The sequence below is a fragment of the Bradyrhizobium paxllaeri genome (genome assembly GCF_001693515.2).
GTDB lineage: Bacteria > Pseudomonadota > Alphaproteobacteria > Rhizobiales > Xanthobacteraceae > Bradyrhizobium > Bradyrhizobium paxllaeri.
In genome coordinates this window covers 5,243,049-5,269,931 of record NZ_CP042968.1, presented here as the reverse complement: position 1 = coordinate 5,269,931, position 26,883 = coordinate 5,243,049, and the positions used below count along the sequence as shown (strand labels likewise).

Annotated in this window: 15 protein-coding genes and 2 pseudogenes; 12 read left to right on the top strand and 5 right to left on the bottom strand. The window is 57.6% G+C overall.

Features of this window, described 5'->3' with window-relative positions:
- Window positions 1–206 precede the first annotated feature (206 nt).
- The 3 genes from LMTR21_RS25130 to LMTR21_RS25120 are packed head-to-tail and all read right to left on the bottom strand — an operon-like array spanning window position 207 to window position 8,461.
- Window positions 207–608 carry a hypothetical protein gene (locus LMTR21_RS25130; RefSeq protein WP_141688480.1) on the bottom strand — a complete coding sequence of 134 codons (402 nt, stop codon included), beginning with the start codon at window positions 606–608 and terminating at the stop codon, window positions 207–209.
- A complete protein-coding gene (locus LMTR21_RS25125; protein ID WP_065754930.1) occupies window positions 580–2,001 on the bottom strand; it encodes an MATE family efflux transporter in 1,422 nt (473 codons plus the stop codon). Before LMTR21_RS25125 ends, LMTR21_RS25130 begins: the two co-directional genes overlap by 29 nt.
- Window positions 1,994–8,461 (bottom strand): non-ribosomal peptide synthetase, encoded by a 6,468-nt coding sequence (locus LMTR21_RS25120; protein WP_065754929.1) that lies wholly within the window; start codon window positions 8,459–8,461, stop codon window positions 1,994–1,996. The genes LMTR21_RS25125 and LMTR21_RS25120 overlap by 8 nt, the downstream gene beginning before the upstream one ends.
- Before the next feature lie 1,860 nt (window positions 8,462–10,321).
- On the opposite strand from LMTR21_RS25120, the pseudogene LMTR21_RS25110 reads away from it, so the two are divergent.
- Together LMTR21_RS25110 and speD are read left to right on the top strand one after the other, a co-directional pair.
- Window positions 10,322–10,881: pseudogene (locus LMTR21_RS25110) on the top strand (transposase); the annotation flags it as partial.
- Window positions 10,882–10,917: 36 nt separating this feature from the next.
- On the top strand, window positions 10,918–11,322 hold the full coding sequence (gene speD / locus LMTR21_RS25105) for an adenosylmethionine decarboxylase (protein ID WP_347339128.1): 405 nt from the start codon (window positions 10,918–10,920) through the stop codon (window positions 11,320–11,322).
- Window positions 11,323–12,370: 1,048 nt separating this feature from the next.
- On the opposite strand, the gene LMTR21_RS25095 is transcribed toward speD, so the two are convergent.
- On the bottom strand, window positions 12,371–12,565 hold the full coding sequence (locus tag LMTR21_RS25095; RefSeq protein ID WP_141688483.1) for a hypothetical protein: 195 nt from the start codon (window positions 12,563–12,565) through the stop codon (window positions 12,371–12,373).
- Between the two features lie 360 nt (window positions 12,566–12,925).
- Here LMTR21_RS25095 and LMTR21_RS25090 point away from each other — a divergent pair, with 360 nt between their 5' ends.
- The 6 genes from LMTR21_RS25090 to tnpC all read left to right on the top strand — a co-directional run bounded on the left by LMTR21_RS25090 (window position 12,926) and on the right by tnpC (window position 19,112).
- Window positions 12,926–13,195 (top strand): hypothetical protein, encoded by a 270-nt coding sequence (locus LMTR21_RS25090; RefSeq protein ID WP_141688479.1) that lies wholly within the window; start codon window positions 12,926–12,928, stop codon window positions 13,193–13,195.
- Complete coding sequence (locus tag LMTR21_RS25085; protein WP_065754926.1) at window positions 13,192–13,500, top strand: beta-ketoacyl synthase N-terminal-like domain-containing protein; 309 nt, start codon at window positions 13,192–13,194, stop codon at window positions 13,498–13,500. The genes LMTR21_RS25090 and LMTR21_RS25085 overlap by 4 nt, the downstream gene beginning before the upstream one ends.
- 247 nt (window positions 13,501–13,747) lie before the next feature.
- Complete coding sequence (gene dctA / locus LMTR21_RS25080; RefSeq protein ID WP_065754925.1) at window positions 13,748–15,070, top strand: C4-dicarboxylate transporter DctA; 1,323 nt, start codon at window positions 13,748–13,750, stop codon at window positions 15,068–15,070.
- A gap of 1,586 nt (window positions 15,071–16,656) precedes the next feature.
- Window positions 16,657–17,058, top strand: coding sequence for an IS66-like element accessory protein TnpA (gene tnpA / locus LMTR21_RS41920; RefSeq protein ID WP_148635932.1), 402 nt, complete (start codon window positions 16,657–16,659; stop codon window positions 17,056–17,058).
- 23 nt (window positions 17,059–17,081) lie between these two features.
- On the top strand, window positions 17,082–17,402 hold the full coding sequence (gene tnpB / locus LMTR21_RS25065) for an IS66 family insertion sequence element accessory protein TnpB (protein ID WP_430642467.1): 321 nt from the start codon (window positions 17,082–17,084) through the stop codon (window positions 17,400–17,402).
- Window positions 17,403–17,449: 47 nt separating this feature from the next.
- Window positions 17,450–19,112, top strand: a protein-coding gene (tnpC, locus tag LMTR21_RS25060; protein WP_148635933.1) for an IS66 family transposase whose coding sequence is annotated in 2 segments (ribosomal slippage) — window positions 17,450–18,603 and window positions 18,602–19,112 — 1,665 coding nt in all. Because the reading frame shifts where the segments join, the coding sequence is not laid out codon by codon here.
- 480 nt (window positions 19,113–19,592) lie between these two features.
- Here the strand turns inward: tnpC and LMTR21_RS25055 are convergent.
- Window positions 19,593–19,889 carry a hypothetical protein gene (locus LMTR21_RS25055; RefSeq protein WP_141688666.1) on the bottom strand — a complete coding sequence of 99 codons (297 nt, stop codon included), beginning with the start codon at window positions 19,887–19,889 and terminating at the stop codon, window positions 19,593–19,595.
- 1,630 nt (window positions 19,890–21,519) lie between these two features.
- Between LMTR21_RS25055 and LMTR21_RS25050 the strand changes: the two genes are divergently transcribed.
- The 4 genes and pseudogenes from LMTR21_RS25050 (at window position 21,520) to LMTR21_RS25035 (ending at window position 26,037) form a co-directional block, all read left to right on the top strand.
- Window positions 21,520–22,707: a TlpA disulfide reductase family protein gene (locus LMTR21_RS25050; RefSeq protein ID WP_065756722.1), complete on the top strand. Its 1,188-nt coding sequence runs from the start codon at window positions 21,520–21,522 to the stop codon at window positions 22,705–22,707.
- Window positions 22,708–22,962: 255 nt separating this feature from the next.
- Window positions 22,963–23,117, top strand: a pseudogene (locus tag LMTR21_RS41060) (transposase domain-containing protein); the annotation flags it as partial.
- A gap of 183 nt (window positions 23,118–23,300) precedes the next feature.
- Window positions 23,301–25,148 carry an ABC transporter ATP-binding protein gene (locus LMTR21_RS25040; RefSeq protein WP_430642470.1) on the top strand — a complete coding sequence of 616 codons (1,848 nt, stop codon included), beginning with the start codon at window positions 23,301–23,303 and terminating at the stop codon, window positions 25,146–25,148.
- A gap of 697 nt (window positions 25,149–25,845) precedes the next feature.
- A complete protein-coding gene (locus LMTR21_RS25035) occupies window positions 25,846–26,037 on the top strand; it encodes a hypothetical protein (protein ID WP_141688665.1) in 192 nt (63 codons plus the stop codon).
- Window positions 26,038–26,883: the final 846 nt, after the last annotated feature.

Genomic DNA, 26,883 nt, shown 5'->3' with positions numbered 1-26,883 from the left:
TTGCATCTGGCGACCTGCGTTCGTTGTATATCCGCGACAACAGGACAAGCTCGCGGCTACGCTGTGTCTGCCCGGATGAGATGTTTCCTTTGATTAATGAACGGTTTAATGCGCTGTTTTCACCACCGGTACGTATTTGCCCAGACCCGACGATTGCTGCGATTAAAGGTTGCTACTCGAGCACAAGGTCATCTTTCTTCCGCAACCTATGTCACCACGATTCCGCCGAGCAGGAGCAGTTCGCTGCCCGCTTGAGAAAGCTGGTGCAGCATCCGACGCTCGGTGTCGCTGAGGGAAATCGATCCTCGAGCTTGATCCCGCTCGCAGAGCCGGCGGGGCCGATGTGGCAGGCCGGTTGGCCGATGACTATTCCATAGGGTTTTGGTGCTGCAAGCCGTTGTAATTCCCAATTTGCGGCGATACCATCTGATCGGATCAAACAGCCGCGGCTGCTCATCTGGACGCGCCGCCGCCGCTGCAACGGCTTGCAGACGAGCTCTGGGCCTTTCACAGCAATGTCTTCGATTATGCCCGAATGACCTGTCCGCGAGCTCGATAAGAAGCATTTTGACGAGGTCTTCACCAGAACCGTCTTCGAGACTGAGCATCCCGGAGCGCTCGTTTGAGCTCGGCGAACTGGTGGACGATGACGAACAGCGCGATCATTCCGGCGCCCAGTTCAGTGATTGCCTGACTGGCCAACAGTCCGTTGAAGCCCCATATGGCCGGGAATAACAGTACGGCCGGGATGAAGAGAATGCCGTGCCTTGCCAAGGACACAAGCGCACTGAGGCGTGCTCTCCCGAACGACTGAAGCATTGTCGTCACGAAACTATGAATACCGAAAAGTCCAAAGAAGAGATGGAAGACGATGCAGGCCGAGACGGCAATTTCGGTGACCTTTTCGCTATCGCTGAACAGGCTGACCAAGGGCCGGGCAAGACTCACAACGGCCGCAGAATACGCAACGGAAAGAGCCACAGTCATGGAGAGTATGAACCTCGCAGCCTTCAGTACACGAGCAAAGTCGCGCGCGCCCCAACCGAAACCCAGGACAGCTTGAGACCCTATACAGAAGCCGGTGATAGGCAGTGCGCCGATCGTCAAGATTCGCACAGCTATTCCCAACGCCGCGATGGAATCGTCGCCGAATGGCGCAGCAGCCCCGTACAAAAGCATAACAGCAATAGCAGATAGAACACTGGTCATGGTCGCCGGCGCCCCTATTAAAGCCAGCTGTCTGATGCGATCTGCTCGCAACGAGATGTGAGATATCCTAATGAGGACTACTCCGCGAAGCTTCATAAAATACGCTATATATAGGCTAATACCAGCGATCTGAGATACCAGCGTTGCGAGGGCTGCGCCTCGCACACCGAGGTCCAGTAAGAATATAAAGACAGGATCAAGCGCAGCATTGAGTATGAAGGCGGTAATCATCGTCCACATGCTGAATCGTGTATTGCCTTCGGCTCTGACGATGAAGCCGTTCACGATGTTTAGAAGCATCAGGGTGTACCCGAACAAAAGCGTCGCCGCGTAGTCGAGCGCAGCGGGCATGATGGTTGGAGTGGCCCCGAGCGTCACGAAGATCCCTCGCAGATTTAGAAGTAGAGCGACGGTAGAGAAGAGGCCAATCGGCACGGCTAGCGCGAGTGCGGTACTTGCGCCTCGACTCGCCTCCAGGTACTCACCGGCGCCAAGATGACGAGATATGAAGGACGCTGCTCCGACACCAATCCCCTGTCCGACTGCCACGAGCAGGACCACGATGGGCAAGGTCATGCTGACAGCTGCGATCGCCTGCGCGCCAAGTGCGCCAACAAAGATTGCGTTGACGACCTCCTGTAAGGCGTTGATCGATAAGCCAACAACAGACGGAATGGCGAGCCGCAGGATAAGGCTCACGAGATTGGAGTCCGAGAGATCGATGTGCTGCCTTTTATTTGGCAAGATATCGCTATCGCTCTCCACGGCGAATTCCGCATCCGGCTCATTCATGGATAATAGTGTGCCGAGCTCTTCCGAATTCGCTGATCGTCTGCAACAGCTCCTGTTGCAACACCGTACAAAGATTGCGGGTCACCTCATAACGGACCTCGGCTGGATTATACCTCGTTTCGATCTGGAGATGCCCGGCTTGATATCCGACATCGAACCAGAAAAGGTGAATCGCGGCCGCTTCATCCATGTCGTTGCCGATCCAGATTGGAGAAGGTTCGTTGGCTAAGAGACGGCGTGGAAAATGGCGCTGCAAACCCGCTCGATAATTCAATCCAATTCTGGGTAGGGGCAGGCGATCGATCCGGCTCCGCACGGCTGGATCTCGGTTTAGGAACTTCATGGCCCGAAAGCCTATTCCCCTGCGCGGCAGAACATTACGCTGTCGGTATATTGAACGAGCACGATCGAGACGGGGCTCCCTTCCGGTGAGACTCAAGGGAAGCGGAACGAGCTCGCTGATAAAGCCGATGATCTGAGATGGATCGAAATCGTTAAAAAGCGGACCTCGGGTTGAGATAAGGCTATCAATCCAGAGCGAATAGTTCCCGAAAACGCGTCCAAAGGCGCCAGATATGGCAGCAAGAAACACATCAACGTCCTGACAATCCGCCGATCCGGCTGTGATGTTGAGGAGATCAGATGTCGCTTTTTTATCAATCTCAAAATGGTACTTTGCCTGATCTTCCCAAAGGGATCGGAACTTGGCGTCCTCGATGCGACCTTCAAGGCGTGCAGAGTGAAGCTCTCTCGCGGTCAGATTCGAAAAGCTCGCGCCGCCCGAGGAAGTGTCGCTGACGTGAAAAATGAACTGATGGTAGTCAATCCTCTCCCAGAATTTGAGTTCGGCTGGCGCTTCGCTGGCTGCGTAGCGTTCAAGGCGCTTCAACCATGGAGAGAGCATTTGTATGTTCTCAGGACCACTCACGGTGTGACCTGAGGCAAGGGCGTTGTACGCCGCATCCAACGCTTCCAGAAACAGTCGATAGCCTATCCCGTCCGCTACAAAATGATGCATCAGGACCAGCAGATAGTAATCGCCGCTTTCCGATGTGCGGAACACCGTGACGTTAACAAGAGGCGTATGGCCGTCAAACCGAAACATATGTTGACGTCTTGCTGAGACGCTCTCGATTGCCTTACGCTGCTGTAGGCCGGCCATTCCGACAAGATCGATCTCCTCCACGAGGCGTTCGGCCACGGAAGGTCCGATTGTCAGACGTAAACCATCGTCGGTTCGGGCAACACGGAGTCTGAGGCCTTCGTGCCTATCCATGACACAGGCAAGGGCTCGCTCCAGGATTCGGATATTCAGAATGCCGCTGGGCAAGAAGAACAGATCGCCGATGTTGAAATGCTCATCGAAGCCGACAAGACGGTTCCAAGATGCGATTGCCGGGATAACTGGCAATGAGGCATCCGCGGAAGGGAAGGTATGGAGTGTAACCGCCGCTCCGTCTGCCGCCAATTCCCTGATGGTCGGTGTTCGATAGATTTGGTCGACACTAAGATTCAGTCCGGCTTTGCGCGCCAGCGTGACGCAGCGCACGCTTAGAAGAGAGTCTCCGCCGATATCAAAGAAGCTCTGATCGATTCCGACCCACTTGGCGCGTAATAGATCTTGCCAGATTCCAGCAAGAATGCGCTCCTTCCTCGTGCGTGGCTCAGCAGATGGAACAGGCCCGACCTCGCGGTAAGGAAATGACGACAGGCGAGCACGATCTATCTTTCCGCTCGCCGTAAGGGGGATAGTATCAACCAAACGGAAGGCGGCGGGAATCATGTAGGACGGCAGTATATGGCGCAGGTGAGTGACAATATCTCCAGAGCTTAGACCATCGCGAGCCGGAACCAAGGTAGCAGCCAAGCGACGATGGTCATCCGCGCCTTCTGCGACGACCGCCGCTTTTGCGATTGCCGGATGAGACTCAAGGGCCGTTTCGATCTCCTCCAGCTCGATGCGAAAGCCCCGTACTTTGACCTGGTTGTCCGATCGGCCGTAAATCTCGAGAAGGCCGCTGGTTGAGATGCGTGCGATATCGCCACTACGATAAAGAACGCTGTATTGGCCGTCATCATGCGGATTCGGCACGAAACAGCGGTTGGTCCGATCTTGATCCCGCCAGTACCCAGCGCTCACGCAGCGTCCCGCGATGCAGAGTTCACCGGTGGCACCGACAGGGACTCTCTTCAACTGTGCATCGAGCACGTAGAGTTTGACGTTGTCGATTGGGCGCCCAATGGGGACGAGCGGCGAGCCGTCGTAGGCATGCGATGTTTCATAGACCGCTGCATTGGATGCGCATTCCGTAGCACCATAGAAGTTCCACAACGGCACGTCCGGGAAATACGCACGCCAGCGAACCGGGAGCGAGGGAGGCATCGGTTCGGCGCTGCTTGTGACCAACCGCAAGGCGGTCGGTCGCGCGTGCCGTTCTTGGGAAGCAATGAGGCCGGATAGGAGTGGCGGCGAGGCAAATAAGTGTGTCACGCGACGTCTCGCCAACGTGCACAACAACAAATCTGGGTCCAGCAACTGCTCTTGGGTCAAGATCAGCGCGGGCACACCTCTCAGAAGCCCCCCAAAGTACTCCCATGCCGACGCAACAAGTGATGCGGACTTCTGGACAACCATCACGTCGGTACGGTCGAAGGGAAAGCGTCGCCACATCCAGTTCAGTCGGTTGAGAATTGCCGATTCCGGTATAAGAACCCCCTTCGCCTTCCCGGTTGAGGACGATGTGTATATAAGGCTCGCAATTCCCCGGTCTGATGATTTGTCGCTGCACTTAAGATCGTGCGCGGGCGCGCCGCACCCTTCAAGGGTCAATAGACAAATCGACGGCACGTCAAAACCAAGATCCGAGGTATTTGCGTGAACCAAAAGCTTTGCCTGACTATCTCGCAAGATATGTTCGATCCGATCACGCGGATAATCCGGCGATATAGCGACAACAATGGATTGTAAGGCTCGTGCCGCAAGAATAACAGCGGCCACGTCAGGCGACCGGTCGACCAGCATGGCGACAATATCGCCAGCCCCCACGTCAGAAGCACGCAGTACTGACCTGATAGCTGTTACGCGCTCACGCAGCTGGTCGAATGTGATCTCACCGAAATCACCAAAATATGCCACCTGGCTGGGATTTGAGACGCTGATTTGCTCAAACGCTTCGATAAGCGGACATTCAGTCTCATATGGCTGCGCCGAGCTATTCAGCGAATCGAGCATGGTGACGTCTGACGCGCTGAGGCAGTTCAGATCTTTAATGGGCGCAAGCGGCTTCTCAACGCAGGCTGCAATTAGACAGCGCAGATTGTCGGCGATGCGGATAATCAGATCGCTGGAAAATATGTCCTCCGCATACGCGAGCTGGAGGGCAATTTCATCGCCCTGATCTTGTGCATACAAGGTCAGATCGAACTTAACATAGCCGGTCTCATATTCGCGGAATGTGAGATCCAACTCATGTTGGCCAAGTGGCTCCGGGGCCTCGGAGTACATGTTGAACATGACCTGGAAGATCGGTGATTGTCCCGCTTCGCGATATAGCCGGGTATCCCTTACCATCCAGCCGAACGGATAGGCCGAATTCGCGATGGCATCGCTGACCAGGCCCTGGATGCGCAAAGCATGAACCGCAAAGGACTCGCCGACATTGATCGCGGTGCGGATTGGCAGCATATTCAGGAAAAAGCCAACAATTTCGGCGCTGCCAGGTTGATCCCGTACGACGTGCGGTATGCCAACGATAATATCGTCCTGACCGCTATACGCCCGCAGCAGCAGCTTGAAGCAGGCGAGGAGCGTTGTCGACGTGGTGCACCTATTTCGGCGCGCAAACTCGCGTACTTGATTGGAGAGCTGGCTGCCAAGCAGAACCGCATGCGAAGCGCCGCGGTAAGAATTTGTCTGCGGCCGCGCTAGTCCCGTTCCAAGCGAAAGCACCGGCGGATCATTGCCAATCTGACGACGCCAATAGCTACGTTGGTTGACCAGCGCCTCTGCAGTAACGTGTCGTGTTTCCCAGACCGCGTAGGTCGAGAGTGAGGTGCGGTTTTCCGGCAAAAAAGCCTCGGCATCTACGTACCTTTGGCGAAGGTCCCTGAGTAGAACAGAGATCGACCAGGCATCGATGACAATTTCATGAGCGGTGATCAGTATGAGATGGTTGTCAGGGCCAATACGGATCATGCGCGCGCGAAACAAATGGCCTTGGCTTAGGTCAAAGCTGCCGTTCAGCTCTGTTCGCCGTAACTCTGCAATCAGCTCCTCAGCTTCCTGCGCCGTGAGATGAGATGCATCAGCCAATTCAAGACTTGCGTCTTGCGGAGCATCAAAAAGCTGAACCGGACCGTCCTCGTCGATAAAGCGTGCCGAAAGTGCCTGATGGGAATGAACGACATCAGTCCAGGCACGATTGAACGCCGCCAAATCGATCATGCCCCTTACCCGCAGGCCGCCTTGAATGATGTAGTTCCTGGCAGACGGATCGAGTTGCGAGAGAAACCATAGGTGCTCCTGAACTCGCGTCAGAGGCGATCGCGTAAGCTTTCCGTGCGTCGGGGCTGCGAACGGTTTGGAGTTGGCTCGGGCCGAGATCGAAGCCGCAAGAGACCGGATCGTTCCATTCAGGACCAGCCTGAAATCCGCTCTCACTCCGAGCTTGGTCTGCAACTGGCCCAATATGAGCATTGCCCGCAGGGAGTCTCCGCCGAGACTCATGAACTGGTCATTCACGCCAATGTTATCAATACGCAGAACGCCGCACCAAATTTGACGCAGCTGGGCTTCGAGCTCTGTTTTCGGCTCCTCGAATGGCGTCGCCAATAGAGGGCGAATACTGTTCGGGTCCGGCAATGCTCCAAAATCGACCTTTCCGTTTCTGGTCAGTGGAATACTGGCGAGGTGGATGATCCTTTCTGGGAGCATGTAGGTGGGAAGCGCTTCGGCAAGAAAGTTCTGAAGCTCGCCTTCCGTTGCTTCAGCCGGAGCTGACACATACGCGATGAGTCGTCTTGATCCAGTTTCCCCCTCGGCCCTGGTTATATCTCTCGCCATAAGCTTTACGCCTGCGCAGACGGACGCAACCGCGACAGCGCCACGTACCAAATGATGAGCGGCGAGGCGGGCCTCGATTTCTCCCAGCTCAATTCTGTGCCCGCGGATTTTGACCTGACGGTCGCGTCGACCAAGACATTCCAAAAGACCATCGGAACGAACAAGCCCGAGATCACCTGTCCTGTATAGGCGCTGGAACAACGAGTTGTTTGAGAACGGGTTTGGCCCAAAGGCATCCTTGGTGCGAACATCATCATTGACGTAACCAGCGGCCACACCAACGCCGCTAACACAGATTTCGCCGACCTCTCCCGTGTTGCACAGCCTCGGTCCGTCGGCGACATAAACCATAAGGTTAGAAATCTGTTTGCCGATCGGCACATAGGAGTCAGCCAGTGCAGGCGCTGCGGAAACCAGATGATGCGTAACGCCATCCGCGCACTCGGTCGGCCCGTAGTGGTTGAGAATGGGGACCCGGGGATATAAGGCCAGCCACGCACGCGCCAGTCCGGGTGTTAGATGTTCTCCGACCGTTGAAATAATCCGCAAACTGTCCAGAGCTCGCTCAGCCGCCGCAAGCGACTGCAGATATTCAACAAATATTGCAAGCATCGACGGAACGAATTGAACAACGGTCACGCCGTATCCCTGAATTGCTTTGAGAAGGGATACTGGCGATTTCAGTGTCGCATCATCAATGATCGCGATCGAGGCTCCGACGCAAAGCCCTGCCAGAAGCTGCCACAGCGAGATGTCAAAGCAGTGCGATGCCGTCTGCGCGATGCAATCCGTCCGAGTGAGGGTTAGGGCATCAATCTTTGCCACCAAATGATTGTTTAGGGCTGCGCGTTCGATCATTGCGCCCTTAGGCTGGCCCGTCGAACCCGACGTAAACAGGATGTAGGCGAGACCATCCTCGCACGATGGTGGCCCAACAGGCGAAGTCTGGCCCTCGCGCAGCGCCGCCTCTATCGCTATGAATTGCGTCGTGCCTTTGCTGCTCGCCTGCAATTTGCTGAGCGAATCCAGCTGATCTGGGCCCATAATCAGCGCGCAGCGACTCTGCTCGATCATGAATGATGTTCGCGAAGCCGGTAACGATGGATCGAGCGGCAGGTACGTTGATCCAGCTTTCAATATTGCGACTACCGCCGTCGCCCAGTCGAGGTCCCGCTCACCCCAATAGCCAACGACTAAGCCGTGAGCGCCCCGCTCTCGTAACGTCTTTGCGAGGGCATCCGATCTTAGTCGCAGCGCTTTGTAGGTAAGTTTGTCTGCGCCGTACCTCAGCGCAACCCTTTCCGGATCCGATCTAGCGAGGCGATCGATTGCGGTGATCGCGTCGATCGGTTGCAGTTCCACAAGCTGATTTCTGCTTGATCGATTTTCCGTAGGCATACGCGTCCCGCCATTCGTCGCCTTCAGCGACCCTTAAATCAGAACACCAATCGAGCGTGTGTAATGCGTAGCCACCCTGGTTCTGCCAGTCATAGTGTGCCGGTTTGCCTGCTTCTTAGCTTCGCGTCCTTCGTTCACACTTTTCCTCTATGATCGGGCAGGGGAACACGGCTGGACGCTAGGGTCTCAAGTTGGCGTTGGCATCTACCAGATCTTGTAGTGGACACGAGATAGTCTGCATGGCACCCTCAACCAAGCGCGCACAGAGACGCGTACAGAGACGCGTTCCGGCTTGTGAATTCTTTCATTTGTAGGCGCCTGCACAATCATTTGGTGCGCTCCTCATGAAAGCGGGGACTTGGCGCTCGCCGGGCTACAGGTCGCCCGCGGTGACCAAGCGGTAACATCGATTGTGCAAGAGCCAACACAGGGACGTGTTACCGTTTTCCACGAGGCCGGCGTTGTTCGCATAGACGCAAGGGCAGTCGTTGCGCGCTCAAGCGTTTTGGCGCTCTTGGCCATAATCAGATAGCTATGGGCGGCGTGCCGAGGCGCGGGCGTGCAGAACCATCACCGCCAGGTCCTTGGTCTGTTGATGTTCGCAGTCGTTCACCTTGGCGCAAACGAAACGCGCTCAGAAAGGTTTGCTGTGAACGGCAGGCGACGTCCAGTCCACCAGAAAGGGTGTACCGATACGGCTTTGCGAACCGGAATTGTATTGCGGATGGCGCCTTCGCTTAGTCTCCACGAGACGCATGCTCGGCAACTCGTTTTCCTAGCGCAGAAGCAGAATAGTGTTGCGGCAAAGCCACTCACCAGTACGGCGAAGCCGGAGCCGGACTGTTATTATCACGCGGGTATTCGTGGTAAGCTGGAAGACGCGGATGATGAGCCTTTCCTGCGCGTGGCGTTGCGTGATTGATCGCTCGTGATGAGTCTTCCCAACCAGCCGAACTTCGATAAGGCGCGGCCTAGCCGGTGCGCTCCCTGTGCGGGTAGACGGGTCCCGCGTCCAGGCCGGCTCCGCTTGTCGGTGATATCCATCGGCTTTCACGGTTTCGCGTGAGCTTCGATAGGTTAGATCGAAAGCCTGTCCAGGCGAACAAGAATGTCCTTCTACTCCTGCGGCGAGAAGGGCGGTTTCCTGCTGCGCAGCATAGTGTCGGATGCTACAGCGCGATTGTCAGCTTCAAGACCATTGTCCATAACCTGACGCATGGACCCGGTACGAAGTAACTGGAGGCCCCTCAATTTCCAAGCGGCACGGTGCTTGCTTCAGTCGCGGTGCCATCACCGATGCCAGCTTGAAGGCGCTCGGTTGTGGATCGGGAAAGCGCCGCGGAGTGTTTGATGCGATCTGGAGTTCGTTTTTGGGGAGCGACAACGATTGCGCTGATCGCAAGCGGTGCAGCCAATTCGGCGCACCTTGAGCCAGCAGTACAACTGCCACCGGCCCTGTGGAGCTGGTCCGGAGGATATATCGGCGGGCACGTCGACTTTGGTAACGGCCAAAAATTCTTCAGTAATCCCTACGGTCCGTCAGTCTATGGCGGCTTCCTCGATGCTCCTGAGTTCCTAGAAGGCGGCCAGATCGGCTGCAACTGGCAGAAGAATAGCTGGGTATTTGGCGTCAAACCCGATCCCAGCGGTGCTGTCTCCAACAGCACAAATACCTGCCTCGCGATCTCCGGCATTGTGCGGAGCGCAAACTGCAAGGCAAGTCCAAACGTCTTGTCCCCGCGGCCGGTCGCCTCGGTTACGCTTTTGGCGCGCATGGCCACACGCTGGCCTACCTCAAGCGAGGCGTGGCTTGGCAAAACAATCAAGGCGACGTCATCAATAACAACGAGTGTGGCCAATGTCGGCGACGGCGCGCTCGACTTCCACAAGGCGCTCGACGAGGTCTTTCCCGGCACACGCCACCAGCGATGCTGGATGCACAAGACTGTGAACGTCCTGGACAAGGTCCACTCTCTGCGCAGGCCACTATGAAGAAGGATTTGCGCGAGGTCTGTTGGGCGCGAACCGAGCGTCCGCCGAAGCGGCGATCGACGTCTTCCCCGAGAAGTATTGGGCCAAGTACGGCCGGGCGATCGAATGCCTGGTCAAGGATCGCGACGCACTACTGGCCTTCTACGATTTTCTTGCCGAACATTGGGATCACTTGCGCTCCACCACCAATCTCATCGAGAGCTTGTTCGCCACGGGGCGATACAGGACGGTGCGGACGAAGGGCTCCTTGTCGCTAACCACCGCCAGGCCGATGGTGTTCAAGCTGGTGATCGCCGCATCAAGGACTTGGCGGCGGCTCAACGGCATAAATCAGTCGCCGAAGGTCGTCGCAGTTGTCAGATTCAGCGACGGCATTTGAGGGCATCCAAGCGCCGGCAAACCAAGCGCCTGATCACCTCGTCACCTAAATCCCGAATAGCTCAGCTTACTGGGCCGATAATTCAATGGAGTTCTTAATGACTAATGATAACGAGAAGGAAACCCCACCGGCTGTGTCCACCGGTGCGACGCATATGCTCATCGAGCTATGGGGAGCGAAGAACCTCGACGATGCGGCCATTGCAGAAGACGCAATCCGAAAAGCCACCCGTGCCGCGAGAGCGACATTACTCCACCTTCACGTTCACAAGTTTTGTCCGGGTCATGGCGTCTCCGCAATCGCCTTGTTGGCTGAATCGCACATTACCTTACATACTTGGCCTGAGAGGTCCTACGCGGCCGCTGATGTCTTCGCATGTGGCAACAGCGACCCTGCGAGCGCCGTGCCGGTTCTAGTTGAGGCGTTTCAGCCCGAACAGTCTGACGTTCGCAGCTTCCGGAGAGGTGTGTCAATCAAGCCGACGCGTTGAAGCAGATGGTCGATCTTCTTGGAATAGCCGGCCTTGTTTCCGACCGCCCGGGTGAGGGTATCGAACTCACTGCCGCAATCGAAAAACATCTTGGGCTAACATCTCGTATCACAGCTTAACCGCGAGGCTCCGAGCACTCATCGCTATGAGACTCCGCTTTCGTTCTAGCTAATGGGTCCGCATCCGACGGGTCGACAGCGCGGAGTAGAAGATCACGATCCAGGTCAACAATTATCGAAACACGTTCATCAGCCACGACAAAATTCGACGATCATTCGCCATGGATCGATCGGATTTCTGATCCAAAGCTCATCAGTCGCTTCTCAAACCCTTTGACCGATTTGATCCAGCCGCTCTTCACGCGGCCGAATTGATCAAGCACGATCCGGGCTGAACATGCTTCGATCGAATTTCTCTGCAATGAGTGTGTGTCTGAATCAGATATTGTCTGACGCATAGAAGTAGCTCAACAAGGTCTTTCTTCAACAAACGGGGCGAAACCAGAAAATGCTCCTATTCAACGTGCTTCCTCAGTCAGTTGAGCGAGTATCGCATCATTGCGAGAAATGCGCATCGACCTCGGAATAATCGAGATTGAGCCGGGTATCCGCCAGTCCTTCTCACGAACCAGCTATCGTAAGTGATGGTCGTGCCAAGCGCCCGCACCTGGTGACTTTCATCCGAATGCCGGCGCACCCTGTACTGAACGTCAAAACTGCACCTGGTGGCTGTTGCTCACGGGCTTCGGCAGAAGCATCCGTTTGTTAGCCGTGCGTGTTAGCAGAATCCGCACCGCGGTGGCCTTTTCCTTTACGTCCGCATCGATTCGGGTCTGGACGAGAGCTTCGAAGCCATAGCGAACTCCTCTATGCGCGGCTACGTAATGCATTTTTAATGACGTGCGCCAGAGACGTCATAGCCTCGTGAGCGGGGTGAGCACGGCGGCCAAACCCGCGCCTTTCGGCGAAGCCGATGCCGCGGGCCCCCGGTCCGGGCTGCGGCGTGACCAGATGGACTGGAGGCCTTCCCTGTCCTCCTTGCACCTCGATCAGGGTTGCGTAGATCGAAGCCGGGAGCTCGGATCGTCAGCTTGACGGAGAGATAGGCACGCTCCGTGTCCTTGGCGGTCTTCTGCCAAGGGCGCGCCTAGCTCGACACTAGGCCCGAAGATGCGGAAGTGCGACCCTTCAGAGGGGGGCTCGACGCGGACCAGTTTGGCCGGCGTTGAGAGCGAGGTGCGAATCGAGCCGGAAAAGTCGTTGCCGTTCGCGGTGAAGGTGCCGACGGTCGCCTTTGTCGTGTCCTTTTTTCAGTTTTCAAGGCTGCGCCCATCGCGGCCTCGATGGCTGGAGACAAACCGGGGGGCGACCCGCATCCCGAAAGGGGCCGGGACTCAGTAGAGGACGGCCAGGGTGCGACTTTCTTGTTTTGCGCGAGGAGTTCATACGCAGCGTGGATGCCTACCATCCAAAAAATCAATTTTACCAATGTTGCGGAATGTTGCATTGGCAGCAGCACCTGACGCGCTCTGATCACGTGACTTCTTTTGTCGCGCGACGCGGCTCGGCTGAGGAACGGCGTCGCGTTGGCGTCGAGGCGCCTGATGGAAGCAACAGAATGGCAGATCACACTCGCGAAGGAAATCATCGCCAAAACCAAGGAATACGCAGCGGGCGGCGGCGAGATAACGCTCGCCGCGGAACTTACCTTGTGTGGCCTCATTCGCAGAGTTGACGAACCTCATCTACGACCTGAAGCAGTCCAGCTGCATGCAGATCGAGACGAACACGGACGATGCCTGGTCGAAATCTCAACCATATCGGCGCCACGGTTCAAGCTGTCCACGGCCTGCTCGCTAAGAAGGCCTGAATGAACAGGCGCGTCGTCATTACCGGAATGCGCGGGCTGTGCGGCCTAGGCACCTGCGCCGCCGCCAGCTGGAAAGAGATGCGCGAAAGCCGCTCCGCCATCGGCCAGATTGTCAATTCCGAGCTTTACGAGCTGAAGGTCAGGATCGCCGCCGACTTCAAAGCGCGATCGGAGCAGGACATCGACCGCAAGCAGCTCGTCGATCTCGACGCCACGTCCAATGTGCTGCGCCAGCGCAAGCTGCGCCTGGCGCTGAACAACGCCTCTGCCTTCGACGGCACGAACGGTTCTGGCATTCGGCCAAGCTAGTCAGGAGAGTTTCGGTTCACCGTCTAGCGGGTCGAACGGCCGCAGGGCTTCGCGCTTGGTGCGCGTCTTGCTTAACGAGAGAAAACACACGTAACAGCCAGCCTGCCTTTGGAATCACGCTGCAGGCTGTCGGGTTTCCGACATCGCCGTCTTCAATAGGACACGGCTGGCATGGAAGGCTCGTCTGATGCCGTCGCCTCTCAACGCGCGAGGGCTCGGTGTTCGAGTTCGTATGGGAAGGAGCGTCATGACCACCATCGCAACTGCGGCGCCCGCGCGGGTGTCGCGAACTTGGTACAAAATCCTCTACGTTCAGGTGCTGATCGCGATTCTGATTGGCGTCCTCGTCGGTTGGCTGTGGCCGTCGCTCGCCACCAACGACTGGGTCAAGGCGCTCGGTGACGGCTTCATTAAGCTAATAAAGATGGTGATCGCGCCGATCATCTTCTGCACCGTAGTCTCGGGCATCGCGCACATCCAGGATGCGAAAAAGGTTGGCCGGGTCGGCCTCAAGGCGCTGGTCTATTTCGAGATCGTCTCCACCTTTGCCTTGGTGCTCGGCCTAGTGATGGGCAATCTTTTTCAGATCGGCCACGGCCTTGCGGCCAAGCCCGATGCCGCAGCCGTCGCCAACTACGTGAAGCAGGCGGAAGCCTCGAAAAGCGTCGATTTCATTCTCAATATCATTCCCGAAACCGTGGTCGGCGCGCTCGCGCGCGGCGACATCCTGCAGGTGCTCTTGTTTGCGATCCTGTTCGGCTTCTCGCTGATGGCGCTGGGTGAGCGCGGTGCAAAGTTGCGTGGCATGATCGACGACGCGGCGCACGCGGTGTTCGGCGTCATCGCCATTATCATGAAGGCAGCGCCGATCGGCGCATTCGGCGCCATGGCATTCACGATCGGTAAGTTCGGACCAGCGGCGCTCGGCAATCTGATCGGTCTCGTCGCGCTGTTCTATGCTACGGCCGCGCTGTTCGTGGTGGTCGTGCTCGGCCTGATCGCGCGCTTCGTTGGCTTTCCGATCTTCAAGTTTATCGCCTATATCAAGGATGAGCTCTTGCTCGTGCTCGGCACCTCGTCCTCGGAAAGTGCGCTGCCGCAGTTGATGACAAAGCTCGAGCGGCTGGGCTGCTCCAAGCCCGTGGTCGGTCTCGTGGTACCTACCGGCTACTCCTTCAACCTCGACGGCACCAACATCTACATGACCTTGGCAACGCTGTTTATCGCTCAGGCGCTCGGGGTGAATCTCAGCTTCGGCCAGCAACTGACCATTCTCGTCGTGGCGATGCTGACCTCGAAAGGCGCAAGTGGTATCACCGGGGCCGGCTTCATCACGCTCGCGGCGACGCTTTCAGTGGTTAATCCGGTGCTGGTGCCGGGTATGGCAATCGTGTTCTCGATCGACAAATTTATGAGCGAGGTACGCGCCCTTACTAATATCATCGGCAACGGTATTGCCGCGGTGTTCGTGGCCTGGTGGGAAGGCGAACTCGACCAAGCCACGCTGCATGCGCGGCTTAACCAGAAAATCGATCCTACCGACGGCGAGACCTCGAGCACGACGGGGTAGGCGGCCCATTTCTATCCGTCATTCCAGGACAAGTCGAACTCGGGTGTAACCGGATTCGCGGGTCTTAATGGTGCAAGTCGGCGGCAGCCGATTTCGACTGCGCACCCGGAAATCTCCCGCCGTCTCTGGATTGCCGGTTCGCTCGCTTCATGAGCGCCCCGGAATAACGTCTAAAAGGTTGTCCGTGAGACGAGGGGAAGAAACCGCCGGCTTGCCGGGCGGCTTCTCATCAGGTGCCGAGTATGAACGACTGCCTGCAAGTGGAAGTCCTCTACCCAACCGCATGAGGGTGAAGTGTTAGCGAAGTGCAACGACGCCCCGCGAAGGGGGGCTGAAGAAGCCGTGGAGCAAAGGCGCGGACGGACTAATCTAAAGCGTGATGAGGTTAGCTCAAATCGATCCGGACCTCGCCAGACGGCGAGCTCATCGGGGTGTACTTCAGCTCGCGCCGGTCCATTTCCGAACGAAGCAATTCAGCATAGGTGCGCAGATTGTTACCAACAAAGCGGCAACGTCCGGCGTTCGTGCGACCGGCCAACACTTGCCGCCGCACACTTTCCCAAAGAGACGGTGGCTCTCATCTTTCGAGCTTGAAAAGTTCATCAGGACGCCCCAATTCTTGCGCGCAGATGCTGCAGGCTTAAGGGCCGGAGCGTTCGTTTCGGACATTCCCACGCAGAAACCTGGACCGCTGTACATTAACCACACGCGTTTTTCGGTCACCCGCGCTACGCCTATCATGTCGGTTTCGAACAGAACAGCTGGGTCTTGCAACGTCTATCTTTGGTCGTTCCACATGTTGCCAGCTAGCCGTGTGGCTTAGACTCATCAGTTGGCTGCGATCCCACTTCGTGCTCAGGAATTAATTTGACGTGTAAGCGGTCGCGCAGTTCAAAGGAAGTGAGCGATGGAGATGGCGTATGTATTCGGCTCTTGTCGGGATTCTTGTTCTTTTGAGTATCGGCATACTATTGGCCCACGCGATGGATGCTTTTCGCTCGCGTTCGTGACAGCAATTCCCGATGCGGACTATCCTCTGATGGAAGCAATGGTGCGCGTGCCTCAGTTCTGACGACAGATCGCGCCCGGTGAAGCGATCGAGCCCTTAGAGCGCCGTCATGCGTGCAGAGGCCTCGTAAGCCTAACGATGTCAGCGGCGTCGCCCTTGGCCGCTCCGGAGAGCCGGCGGCGACTTCGGCGATCCAAGGGGGGTCCGGAATTTCGGCGAACTGACCAAGGATGGGATCGTATCCTTCTCGCAAGCGCGCGCGAGGCTCAGATCAGACCCGATCAGGAAGTCGCCGATATAGGTGCCGTCTAGCTTCTAGTTGAACCGTTTCAGCCAATCCTTTCAAGGTCGACTAAGCACCTCTTAGATTGTCATTCGCTTAGGCTGAGAACCTTCTCGTCTCATCCTGCCGCGCTTGAAATGCGGCTCGACTGGTCCTGCACTCACCGCGCCCATGTGCCTGCGGACCTCGTGAGATCGCTCAACCTCCGTACGCATCCGACGGGGGCCGTCTTGCGTGACGGGTGGCAATTCGCGAAGCGTGTGGCCTTAAGTCTAGCTTTAAGGTCATCAGGCGATGCGGGTCGAGGTTTTGGGTGGGCTGGAGCGGCGGCGGCGCTGGTCGCAGGACGACAAGGCACGGATTGTCGAGGAGACATTGGCGCCGGGCGCGAAGGTGACTGAGGTTGCGCGTCGCAACGGAGTAGCGGCCAGCTTGGTGTTTACCTGGCGTCGACAAGCACGGACATCGGAACAAGTTGTACCATCTTTTACGCCGGTGCAGATCGCTGCCGTAGCGGCATCGGCTGAGGAAACTCCGAGGCTTTTGCCTACGGTTGATGGCCGAGTTCGCTCCGTGGCAGCCGCGCGTACTGGATTGATAGAGATCGATCTCGGCAACCGACGGTGCATCCGGGTGGATGCGCACGTCGATTCGGAGGCGTTGGCGCGGGTCCTCGATGTGCTTGGACGCCGATGATTGCGATACCGGGGAATGTGCGAGTGTGGCTCGCGACAGGCTACACGGATATGCGCAGAGGCTTTCCGTCGCTGGCACTCCAAGTGCAGGAGGTGCTGCACAAAGACCCGCTCAGCGGTCATCTGTTCGTCTTCCGCGGTCGCCGCAGCGATCTTGTGAAGGCGATCTGGCACGATGGCCAGGGAGCCTGCTTGTTCACAAAAAGACTCGAGAGAGGAAAGTTCATCTGGCCATCGGTTGCCGGAGAATCGGTAACGATCTCGCCGGCGCAGTTGAGCTATCTGCTGTCCGGGATCGATTGGCGTAACCCTCAAGAAACCCATCGGCCGACGCGGGTCGGATAGCCGCTTTTACGGTTTGAATCTGCTGCTTGATCTGATTCAATGGCTTCATGATATCGAAGCCGGACGATCTTCCATCGGACCTCGTCAGTGCCCTGGCGGCGCTGCAGGCCGAGCGTGAGGCACGGCTGCGAGCTGAGGCGGTGGCTGCCAACTGGCAGGCGCAAGCCGCGAATGCGCAGGCGCAACTGTCGGATACCGAGGCGCTGATCGCGCATCTCGAGCTGCGGATCGAGAAGCTGAAACGCGAACTGTACGGGCAACGCTCCGAACGCACGGCACGGCTGCTCGAGCAGCTGGAGCTGGAGCTGGAAGAGCTCGTCACCACGGCGAGCGAGGATGAGCTTGCCGCGCAGGCCGCCGCGGCGAAGACGCAGAACGTCCGCCCCTTCATGCGCAAGCGGCCGGTGCGCAAGCCATGGCCGGATGACATCGAACGCGAGCGCGTCGTCATTGAAGCTCCAACGACCTGTGCCTGCTGCGGTGGATCGCGGCTGGCGAAGATCGGTGAGGATGTGACCGGGACGCTGGAGGAGATCCCGCGGCGCTTCAAGCTGATCGAGACGGTACGGGAGAAATTTACCTGCCGCGATTGCGAGAAGATCAGCCAGCCGCCGGCGCCGTTTCATGCCACGCCGCGTGGCTTCATCGGCCCACAATTGCTGGCGACGATGCTGTTCGACAAGTTCGGCATGCATATCCCGCTCAACCGCCAGAGTGCGCGCTTCAAGGCCGAAGGGATCGACCTGCCGTTGTCGACGCTGGCCGATCAGGTCGGCCACGGGACCTTCGCCGTCATGCCGCTCTTCCACTTGATCGAACGCCATGTGCTCGCGGCCGAGCGCCTGCATGGCGATGACACCACCATCCGTATCCTGGCGAAGGGCAAGTGCACGACCGGGCGGATCTGGACTTATGTGCGGGATGACCGGCCCTTCGCCGGGCCTGCGCCGCCGGCGGCGGTCTATTACGCCTCGAGCGACCGACGAGGCGAGCACCCCCAGAAGCATCTGGCCGCCTTCACGGGTATCCTGCAGTGCGACTGTTACAGCGGCTTCGAGCCGCTGTTCGACCCGCAGCGGAAAGTGCTGCCGATGACGCCGGCGTTTTGCTTTGCCCATGCGCGGCGGGGCTTCTTCGAGCTGGCTGACATCGAGAAAAATGCTCGGGAAGGTAAGAAGGGCAAGCCGGTCTCTCCGATCGCTGGAGGCGGTCAAGCGCCTCGATGCGTTGTTCGAGATCGAGCGCGCCATCAACGGCCGTGGCGCCGACGAGCGGCGCGCCGTGCGCCAGGAAAACAGCAAGCCGCTTCTCGATGACATGCGCGCCTGGTTGCTGCGTGAGCGCGAAACCCTCTCGCGCTCCTCCGATGTCCTGAAGCCGATCAACTACATGCTCAGGCGCTGGGACGACTTCGCCAGCTTCCTCGACGATGGCAGGATCTGCTTGACCAACAATTGTGCTGAGCGCGCATTGAGAGGCATCGCATTGGGAAGGCGCAACTGGACCTTCGCCGGCAGCCAGCGTGGCGCCAACCGTGCCGCCATCATGCTGACGATGATCACGACCTGTCGCCTCAACGACGTCGATCCCAAGGCTTGGCTCGCCGACGTCCTCGCCCGTATCGCCGATCTTCCCGCTTCGCGTCTGCACGAACTGCTGCCCTGGGAATGGAAACTCCTGCGCCAAGCCGCCGGTCAGCAGGCCGCCTGACCTTCACGCAACGCCATCATAGAGCCCGCCGCGCCCGCGCGCATGCGTCAATCAGGCGGTCTTCGTCGTATGCGTACCAACCTCCAGGATAAAGTTAGTTTTCGAGCGGCATCATTTCGGAAAAGAACGCTCTTGACGCTGCCTGCTCGGAGCCGGAAGCCCCTCGAACTTGAGCTCCACGAGTGGGACCAGGCCTTCGCTTCCGTCCGTCCAACACCTTCCGATGCTCTTGATCAGTGATCTGAACATCCTGAACTCGTCTCGACCGAAATGCCCATCGAGGCTATCTTCGCGCCGCTCTCTGACCTAGCCTTGATTGCCTGGTCGACAAGACCCATCGTTCTTCCATGCCTGCGAATGGACACCGTGCAGCGAACCCGCTGGTTGATGCGCTGGCAGATCTCAAAGATACCAGGCAGGCGCACATCACGGTGTAGTGGAATGGCGGTTCTCTCGGCGGCGCAGCCTTCGCGAGAGGCTCTATCCCAGGCCGGACATACTAATCACAATGCCGACGACTGCGTTGACCGCAAAAGACTGTTTGGTGATTGAGAAGATATCGACAAAAATGTGAGCGTTCATCACGGCTGCAATAGCAAATACCGATATTCGTGCGGGGCGCGGCTCAGATGCGATGATAAAGCCGAATAGATGAGATGCCGCATAAATCTGCGGTGCAGCGGGGTGCGAACTGAGGCGCTGGCTTGCGCGGTTCGCGAGATCGGGTGCTACTTGATGTATTCCGAATATTCGAAATGATCGATCAGAAACATGCATGTGAACACGACCATCCGGCCGACGAATGAGACTGTCGCAGCCTTCACCCCGCCATAACGTCCTCGGCTCGCTGCGGTGCCGCTACCATATTACCGGCAAGGGGCTCGCCGCGCATAAGTACTTCGTTCAATGCGCTTTGGCACTTCAGGAGCCTTTGAAGCGCTTGCGCGTCATGACGCTGTGGTTCATTGCAAACCGAGCCATCTACGGCAAGCGCTTCAGTGCATGTCTGCCGGCCCCTCCCGATTGCCTTCGATACGAGTAGGAAGCTTACGAAACCAACAAGAGATAGAATTGTGACGAAGAAAGCGATGCCCGCGCCCGATGCGTAGAGAAAACTGAGGATCCTTGAAAATCGAACTCCGGACGACTCCTGGATAATGGGGTGGGTTGGGGTCATGATCGACTCCGCTAAGCCAACACTGCCCCATGCAGAGGGCTAGAAATCAAACTCACGGCTCACCTGAAGAGGCACTTGGTTCGGTAACACGATAATAGATTGCTTTTGAGGACAGAATCGTCCGGAATCTGCTCAACAAGGCCTCTCGATCCTGGTAGCTGAACAGTAGTCGAACGGTCGCGCTACGCTCATGAGATCGTTCCTGTGAACGGGCTATCCAGCGCTTCGACCGAATTGCGCAACAAGACGAAATCAAGGCGCTCTACCTGGGCGCTCGCCGCGAAGTGGCGTCAGCGAGAAGCCGCTGACGCATGCCGTTGCCCTTGATTGACAGAGCAGAAACTGGCCTGGCTACGGACAATCTAAAGCGCAGGACCAACCAAGACGTTTGCTCTCGAATTATAGGTGGAGCAATCAACATGTTCTCGGCGATCTGCACTATGAACCCGAGGATCGGCGTATGGTGATCCGCGGGGCTTGAGTTAGGACGAGAGTGTTCATCGGGCCAGCGGGATGGGGCCAGCCGGCCCTCCTGGTCAGAAACTTGTGAGATGAACGCGTTCATAAGCCTTAGCTCGCATCGAGGCGAGCGGCGAGACATGTTTTGATACGCAGGCAACGATTTTAAAACGGAGTAAGGGGGCACCCCCGCACACGCAACTAAACAGCAAAACTAATCGGAGTACTGGTTTGTGGTGCAGGAACCGCTTGGCGCGATCGCGAGCACTGGCATAAGGCGCACCGATGCGCAGCACCGCTGCAGCGCCCCGCGAAGATTCCCTCGTCATAGACACGAACACGCGTCGCCGGTCCGCGGCTTTGGCTGTTTTGACCCCAATCTACATCGTCGCTCGCCTCTAATCCTGTGTAGCAGGGAGAGGGATGAGCAAGTTGCCGTTCGGCGGCTCACAACATCAGACCAACTTTTCTGGCCGCGCCAACGCGCAATTCCTGTCCAAGATCTGACAGCAGCACAACGCCCGTCAGGTTCAGAACATCGGTCGGCTTGGGCGCCGTGTAGCTTTTTCAAAGCGTAGTCAGACGCTTAATGCGCGCTGACAAAGATGGCACGGCAGTTGCTGTTGAGACCAGCAACACTGAGTCAGGGCTGAGTGCATCCAGAGCGCAAGACGAGCGATGCTCCTTCCCTTGAACCCGTGTGCCCCGTTCTGAGAGAGATAAGCTGGCGCAAAAAGTCGCGCAACGTTTGGCAAAGTCATGGAGAATAACATGGTGCTGCGCATGGAGTCCCCAGCTCCTCCGATCAAGGTGGAGAACTGGCTGCGTGGTCAGCCCCTCACGACCTTTCAACCGGGAAAAGTGTACATCGTCGAATTTTGGGCAACTTGGTGCGCACCCTGTGTGGCGGCGCTGCCCCATCTGGTGCAGTTGCAAGAGAAATACAAAGACAGCGGAGTTGAGGTCCTCGGAGTCGCAGCTTATGAACGCGCTCGAACGGCGGACGAGGCCCGAAGCAAGTTGGACGCATGGTTGACCGAAAAGTTTCCGAATCTTAACTACCGGATCGGATTCGACTACACAGGCAATATGAACAAGCTTTGGATGGATCCCAGCCTTTCTGTCGGGATTCCCACCTCCTTCGTCGTCGACAGTGACGGCCACATCGCCTTTATCGGTTTTCCAACGCAACTCCATGACGTTCTGCCAAAAATTCTTAACGGCGGCTGGCGCACCAGCGATGAAGCTAGAGCCGCCGATACAGAGCGGATCGCCGAAGGCGAACGCACAATGCACGAAATGACGCGCAAGCGAGCGTTGACTGAGCCGATCTTCGCCAAACTTACGCCGGCGATGAAGGCGGAGGATTGGGCGAAGGCGCTTTCGGCGGTTGAAGAGGCCGTCGCTGTGATGCCGGACGACGTCAACTTCCGCGTGGTCCATGCGGATCTGTTGCTTCACAAAATGCGCGACTTGCAGACTGGCTTGCCAGTCATGCGCCAATTGGTTCGCGATGCGATCGATAAAAAATCCGAGCTGTGGATGGCCGGGGCGATGCGCCAACTCTTCGATCCGGCGAATGACAACTCTCACTTCCCGCCTGCCGAGCGCTTTGCCATGGGCAAGGAGTTGTCCGAACACATCCTGGCACTGAATCCTCCGCAACGCGGCGACGGCTCCAAGTTCCTGTCCTATGGGGCGGTCGCTCAGTATTATTATGAGAGCGGCAACAAGGATCACGCGATCGAGTTGGTCGACGTGGCGCTGAAGTCGTTGGACGGTCCTAAGCCTATCCCCGACAAACTGAAACAGCAGGTTGTGTCGCTGTTGGTCCAAGCGCTTGCCAACTACAAGGGCAAGAAGGCTTGCTACGGGGCTCTTTGTGCAACTCCGCAAGACGGGCTTCCGAAAGAATCAAAGCGCAGGCGCCGGAAGAGAAAATATGAAAAAGGATCGTAGGCGGAATTGCTCATTGGCCAATTCGTCCATTTCTCCGGCGGGCCAGTGGCAACTAGAAACCATCGAGCACAGCGCTGGATCGTTTGCGGCAGGTCGGAGGTTCAAATTGGGGTGACCTCGGGCCGGATCGAGGCGGACGTGATCTTCCAGGTGAAGCCGCGCCGCGATCCATGACGCAAACACTCTGACGGTCTTAACGGTCTACACGAAAAATGCTGAACGAATCTTCGTTATCAAAATGCACCGCTTACGCACAGCCAGGGTGGCGGCCGAACCTAGGCGGCCATCGCCGCTTCTGCAGACGGCCGACAATGAATGACGTCGATCCGCATGCATGGCTCACACAAACTCTCGAACAGATCGCGCAGGGCTGGCCGATGTCTCAGATCGATGCTCTCATGCTGTGGAACCCTCAAAGCTTGAACCGCTTCAGCTACCCTCGCGAAAAGGGGGGCGAAATGGGCAGAAGATTTCGATCGGAGTCCACAGATTCAGGGCATCATTGGGTCGCCTCGAACGGCAGCGCCAACTAGGGCAAATCGAGTCTGGATCGAAAGAGTCTTACGCCGTGTGTGGCAGAAACCGCTGGCGCCATGATGGTTCAAGGTGACAAACCACCCACCGCAATCGGCGTGGTGATCCCGTTCGTGTTCCGTCACTGGCTGAGGCAGCCCGTCCGGGTCGCGATCGTCCTCCTCGGCTTCTTAGGCGCGACGGTGGCCGACCTGTTCATGCCGGTCTATTCCGGCCACTTGGTCGACGCGCTGACATCAGGTCCGTCGGACCGGGCAGCACGGCAGGCGGCGTTCGTCGCCTTCGGCGGCATCCTCGCGCTCGGCCTGCTTTCGATCATATTCCGGTTTACAGGCTTGCAGGCGATCGTGCCGTTCACGCTGAAGACGATGTCGGATGTGGCGCGCGAGGCCTTCATGCGGGTGCAGCGGTTCTCGACTGACTGGCACGCCAACTCTTTCGCCGGCTCCACCGGACGCAAGATCACGCGCGGCATATGGGCCCTCGACCTGCTCAACAACACGATCCTGATGGCGTTGTTGCCGTCCCTGGCCGTGCTCGTGGGCTCGATGATCCTGCTCGGTCTGCGTTGGCCGATCCTCGGCGGGGTGATCGGCCTCGGCGCGGTGATCTTCGTCGCGATGACAATGGCATTCACGATCGGCTATATCGCGTCGGCGGCGCGCGTCTCCAACACCTGGGACAGCAAGCTCGGCGGCACGTTGGCAGACTCGCTCACCTGCAACGCTGTGGTGAAATCCTTCGCGGCGGAGGAGCGCGAGGATGCTCGGCTTGACCGTGTCGTCAGCCGCTGGCGGAAGCGGCTACTGCGCAGCTGGCTGCGTTACAGCGCCACCAGCACAGTGCAGCTTGTGATGCTGCTGTGCTTCCGCGCTTCCGTGATCGGCGGCGCCATCCTGCTCTGGATAGCGGGACGCGCCTCGACGGGCGACGTCACTTACGTGCTGACGAGCTACTACGTCATCCACGCCTATTTGCGCGAAGTCGGCTTGCACATCAATAATCTGCAGCGTTCGGTGAACGACATGGAGGATCTTGTTACCATCCATAGCGAGCCGATCGGCATTGTTGATGCGCCCGATGCCAAGCCGATAGACATTCAGGGCGGAAGGATCACGTTCGAAGATGTGACTTTCCTTTATGTCGGGCATCACGCGCCGCTCTACGACGGATTGTCGATTGACGTCCGCGCCGGCGAGCGGGTCGGTCTGGTCGGCCGTTCCGGCTCCGGCAAGACCACGTTCGTCAAGCTGGTGCAGCGGCTCTACGACGTCTCTGGCGGCCGTATCCTGATCGACGGCCAGGATATCGCGAAAGCAACGCAGCAATCGTTGCGCAGCCAAATTGCGATTGTGCAGCAGGAGCCAATCTTGTTTCACCGCTCCCTGGCAGAGAACATCGCCTATGGGCGGCCCGGCGCCAGCATGGCGGCAATCGAGCAAGCGGCACGGCTCGCGAATGCGTATGACTTCATCCTGCACCTGCCGAAGGGCTACGGCACGCTGGTGGGCGAGCGCGGCGTAAAGCTGTCGGGCGGCGAGCGGCAGCGTGTCGCGCTGGCGCGCGCGTTCCTGGCGGATGCACCGGTCTTGATCCTGGACGAGGCGACTTCGAGCCTCGATTCGGAATCGGAGGCGCTGATCCAAGAGGCGATGGAGCGGCTGATGAAGGGACGCACCTCGATCATGATCGCACACCGGCTGTCAACGGTGCGCAGCCTCGATCGCATCCTGGTGTTCGACCGCGGCGAGATCGTCGAGCAGGGCACCCACGCCGCGCTGATCGCGCGGCCGGGCGGCGTCTATCGCGGGCTGTTCGACCAGCAGGCCATCGAATTCGGTCAGATCTCGACGGCAGGCCAGACTAAAGGATGGCTGGCCGCATCCACGCAGCCTAGCGTTATTTAGCTTGGCTGCAGCTGATTGGCATCGCGCCGGTCAGCCCCCCGGCATCTCATCAGTATTCACACGAAGGTGTAGAATTGTTTTGAGGGAGAGCGTCTCTAAAGCTGGAATAGGGCGAATGAACGACAGAGGGCCCTTTTGCTGGGGAGTGTTATGACCAAAGCGAATAGAAGCTATTCGTTCGTCCTCGAGCGCGATGTGAATGTCAGGGCGATAGTATCGGCAGTGTTGACCAAACCTGCTCTTGAGTGTTGTGCGACTGCTTCAGGGAGCGAATTGCTTAAGATCGCCTGGCGAGTTTGAAATGCTCCGATTGAATAAGGGCTTTGAGCGGCGGATCTGGTATTCAGGCGCTGATTACAGAAACGTTTCAAGACAAGATTGTTGTCAAGTTAAAGCCAGGGGACCTCGTTATGCTTTGGGCGTCATCCTTAAGCAGACGTGCAAGTTCGCCTCAAGAGCTCTCCTTCGTCATTTGAGCGCTGTATTGTCGTGTTAAGCCATGTCCAGTTGAGGACGTTATGTTCGCAACTCGACACTAACGCTTAAGTATTCTCCGTCTCGGAGCTAAGCGTATGGATTTGTTCCTTTTCAAGCAGGGCCTGCTCAAGGGTTTGGGTGGCACGCTGATTGCGGTGAGACGGGAAGGATCTGTTGCGATCATGGGCGGTCCCCGCAGTCTGCCCGCCTAGGGATACAAATGAAGCTTGCTCGACTGATCCAAATCCACGCGATGGAGGCTGCGCTGCTGAGTGCGACTTCATCAACTGAAGCTTTGCCGTTTCCATCACGGGTGCCGCTGTTGTTGATTGCGCTGGATACCTCGCAAGGCGGGCCGGCGTTGATTAGCATTCAGTCCGGTTACTCCCGAGCGAATGCAAAACCGGTGTGACCGGATTAAATCGCGATGTGGTGCGGGCATATTGCGAGAGCTCCCAACCTACAGCATGGAGTAGCTGAACATGTAACCTTGGTTTGCTTCGGTGCTCGCAGACGCTTGCAAACCGAACGATTGGGATACGCAAGTACCTGCAGCCGCATCAATTCGCTCCAGCATCTTTGTTGGTAGTGGTACGCTAGCTATCAGATGTGCTCAGCTAGTAAGTAAGATGGGTCATGTCTCTGCGCGGCGCTGTGTGCCGACGCCATATTCGGGGACTGGGCTTCTCGCGCTAATATCTTGTGTGTAGAGACTGTTGAAGAGCTCTCCGCGTTGATGAATGCTGACCCCGTAGAGTGGATATTTTCCGTAGGAAGTCCATTCACATTGCCACCGGATGTGTTTACCCGCGTCAGTCGAGGCGCTTTCATTTACCAAGACGGTGCGTTGCCACGGCATGCGGGAGATCATTCGATGCCTTTGGGCGACCGGCCCAAGAGACCGACTATGCCATCGCGTGGCACCGTATAGATGATGGTGTTAATAGGGGTGAGTTGGTGGTGAGCGCCAAGTTTCCATTGCGCCAACCGATACGGCGTTGGCGCTGAACCTCAAATGCCATGAAGCCGCTGTCGAAGGTTTCCGCGAGCTTGTAGCTGGCTTAACGAACGGAGAACTCCATGCTGGTCTGCAAGGGCTAGTGGACGGAAGTGTCTTTCCGAGGCGTCGACGCCCAAATGCTGCGGGCTGTCTACGATGGAGTCGATCCGCGCAAGATCTCTCAACGATCACACGCGCCTTGGAGTGTCTGCCCAAGGCGAGATGATGTTGTCGCAGTCAGACGCTTGGACGTGGCGG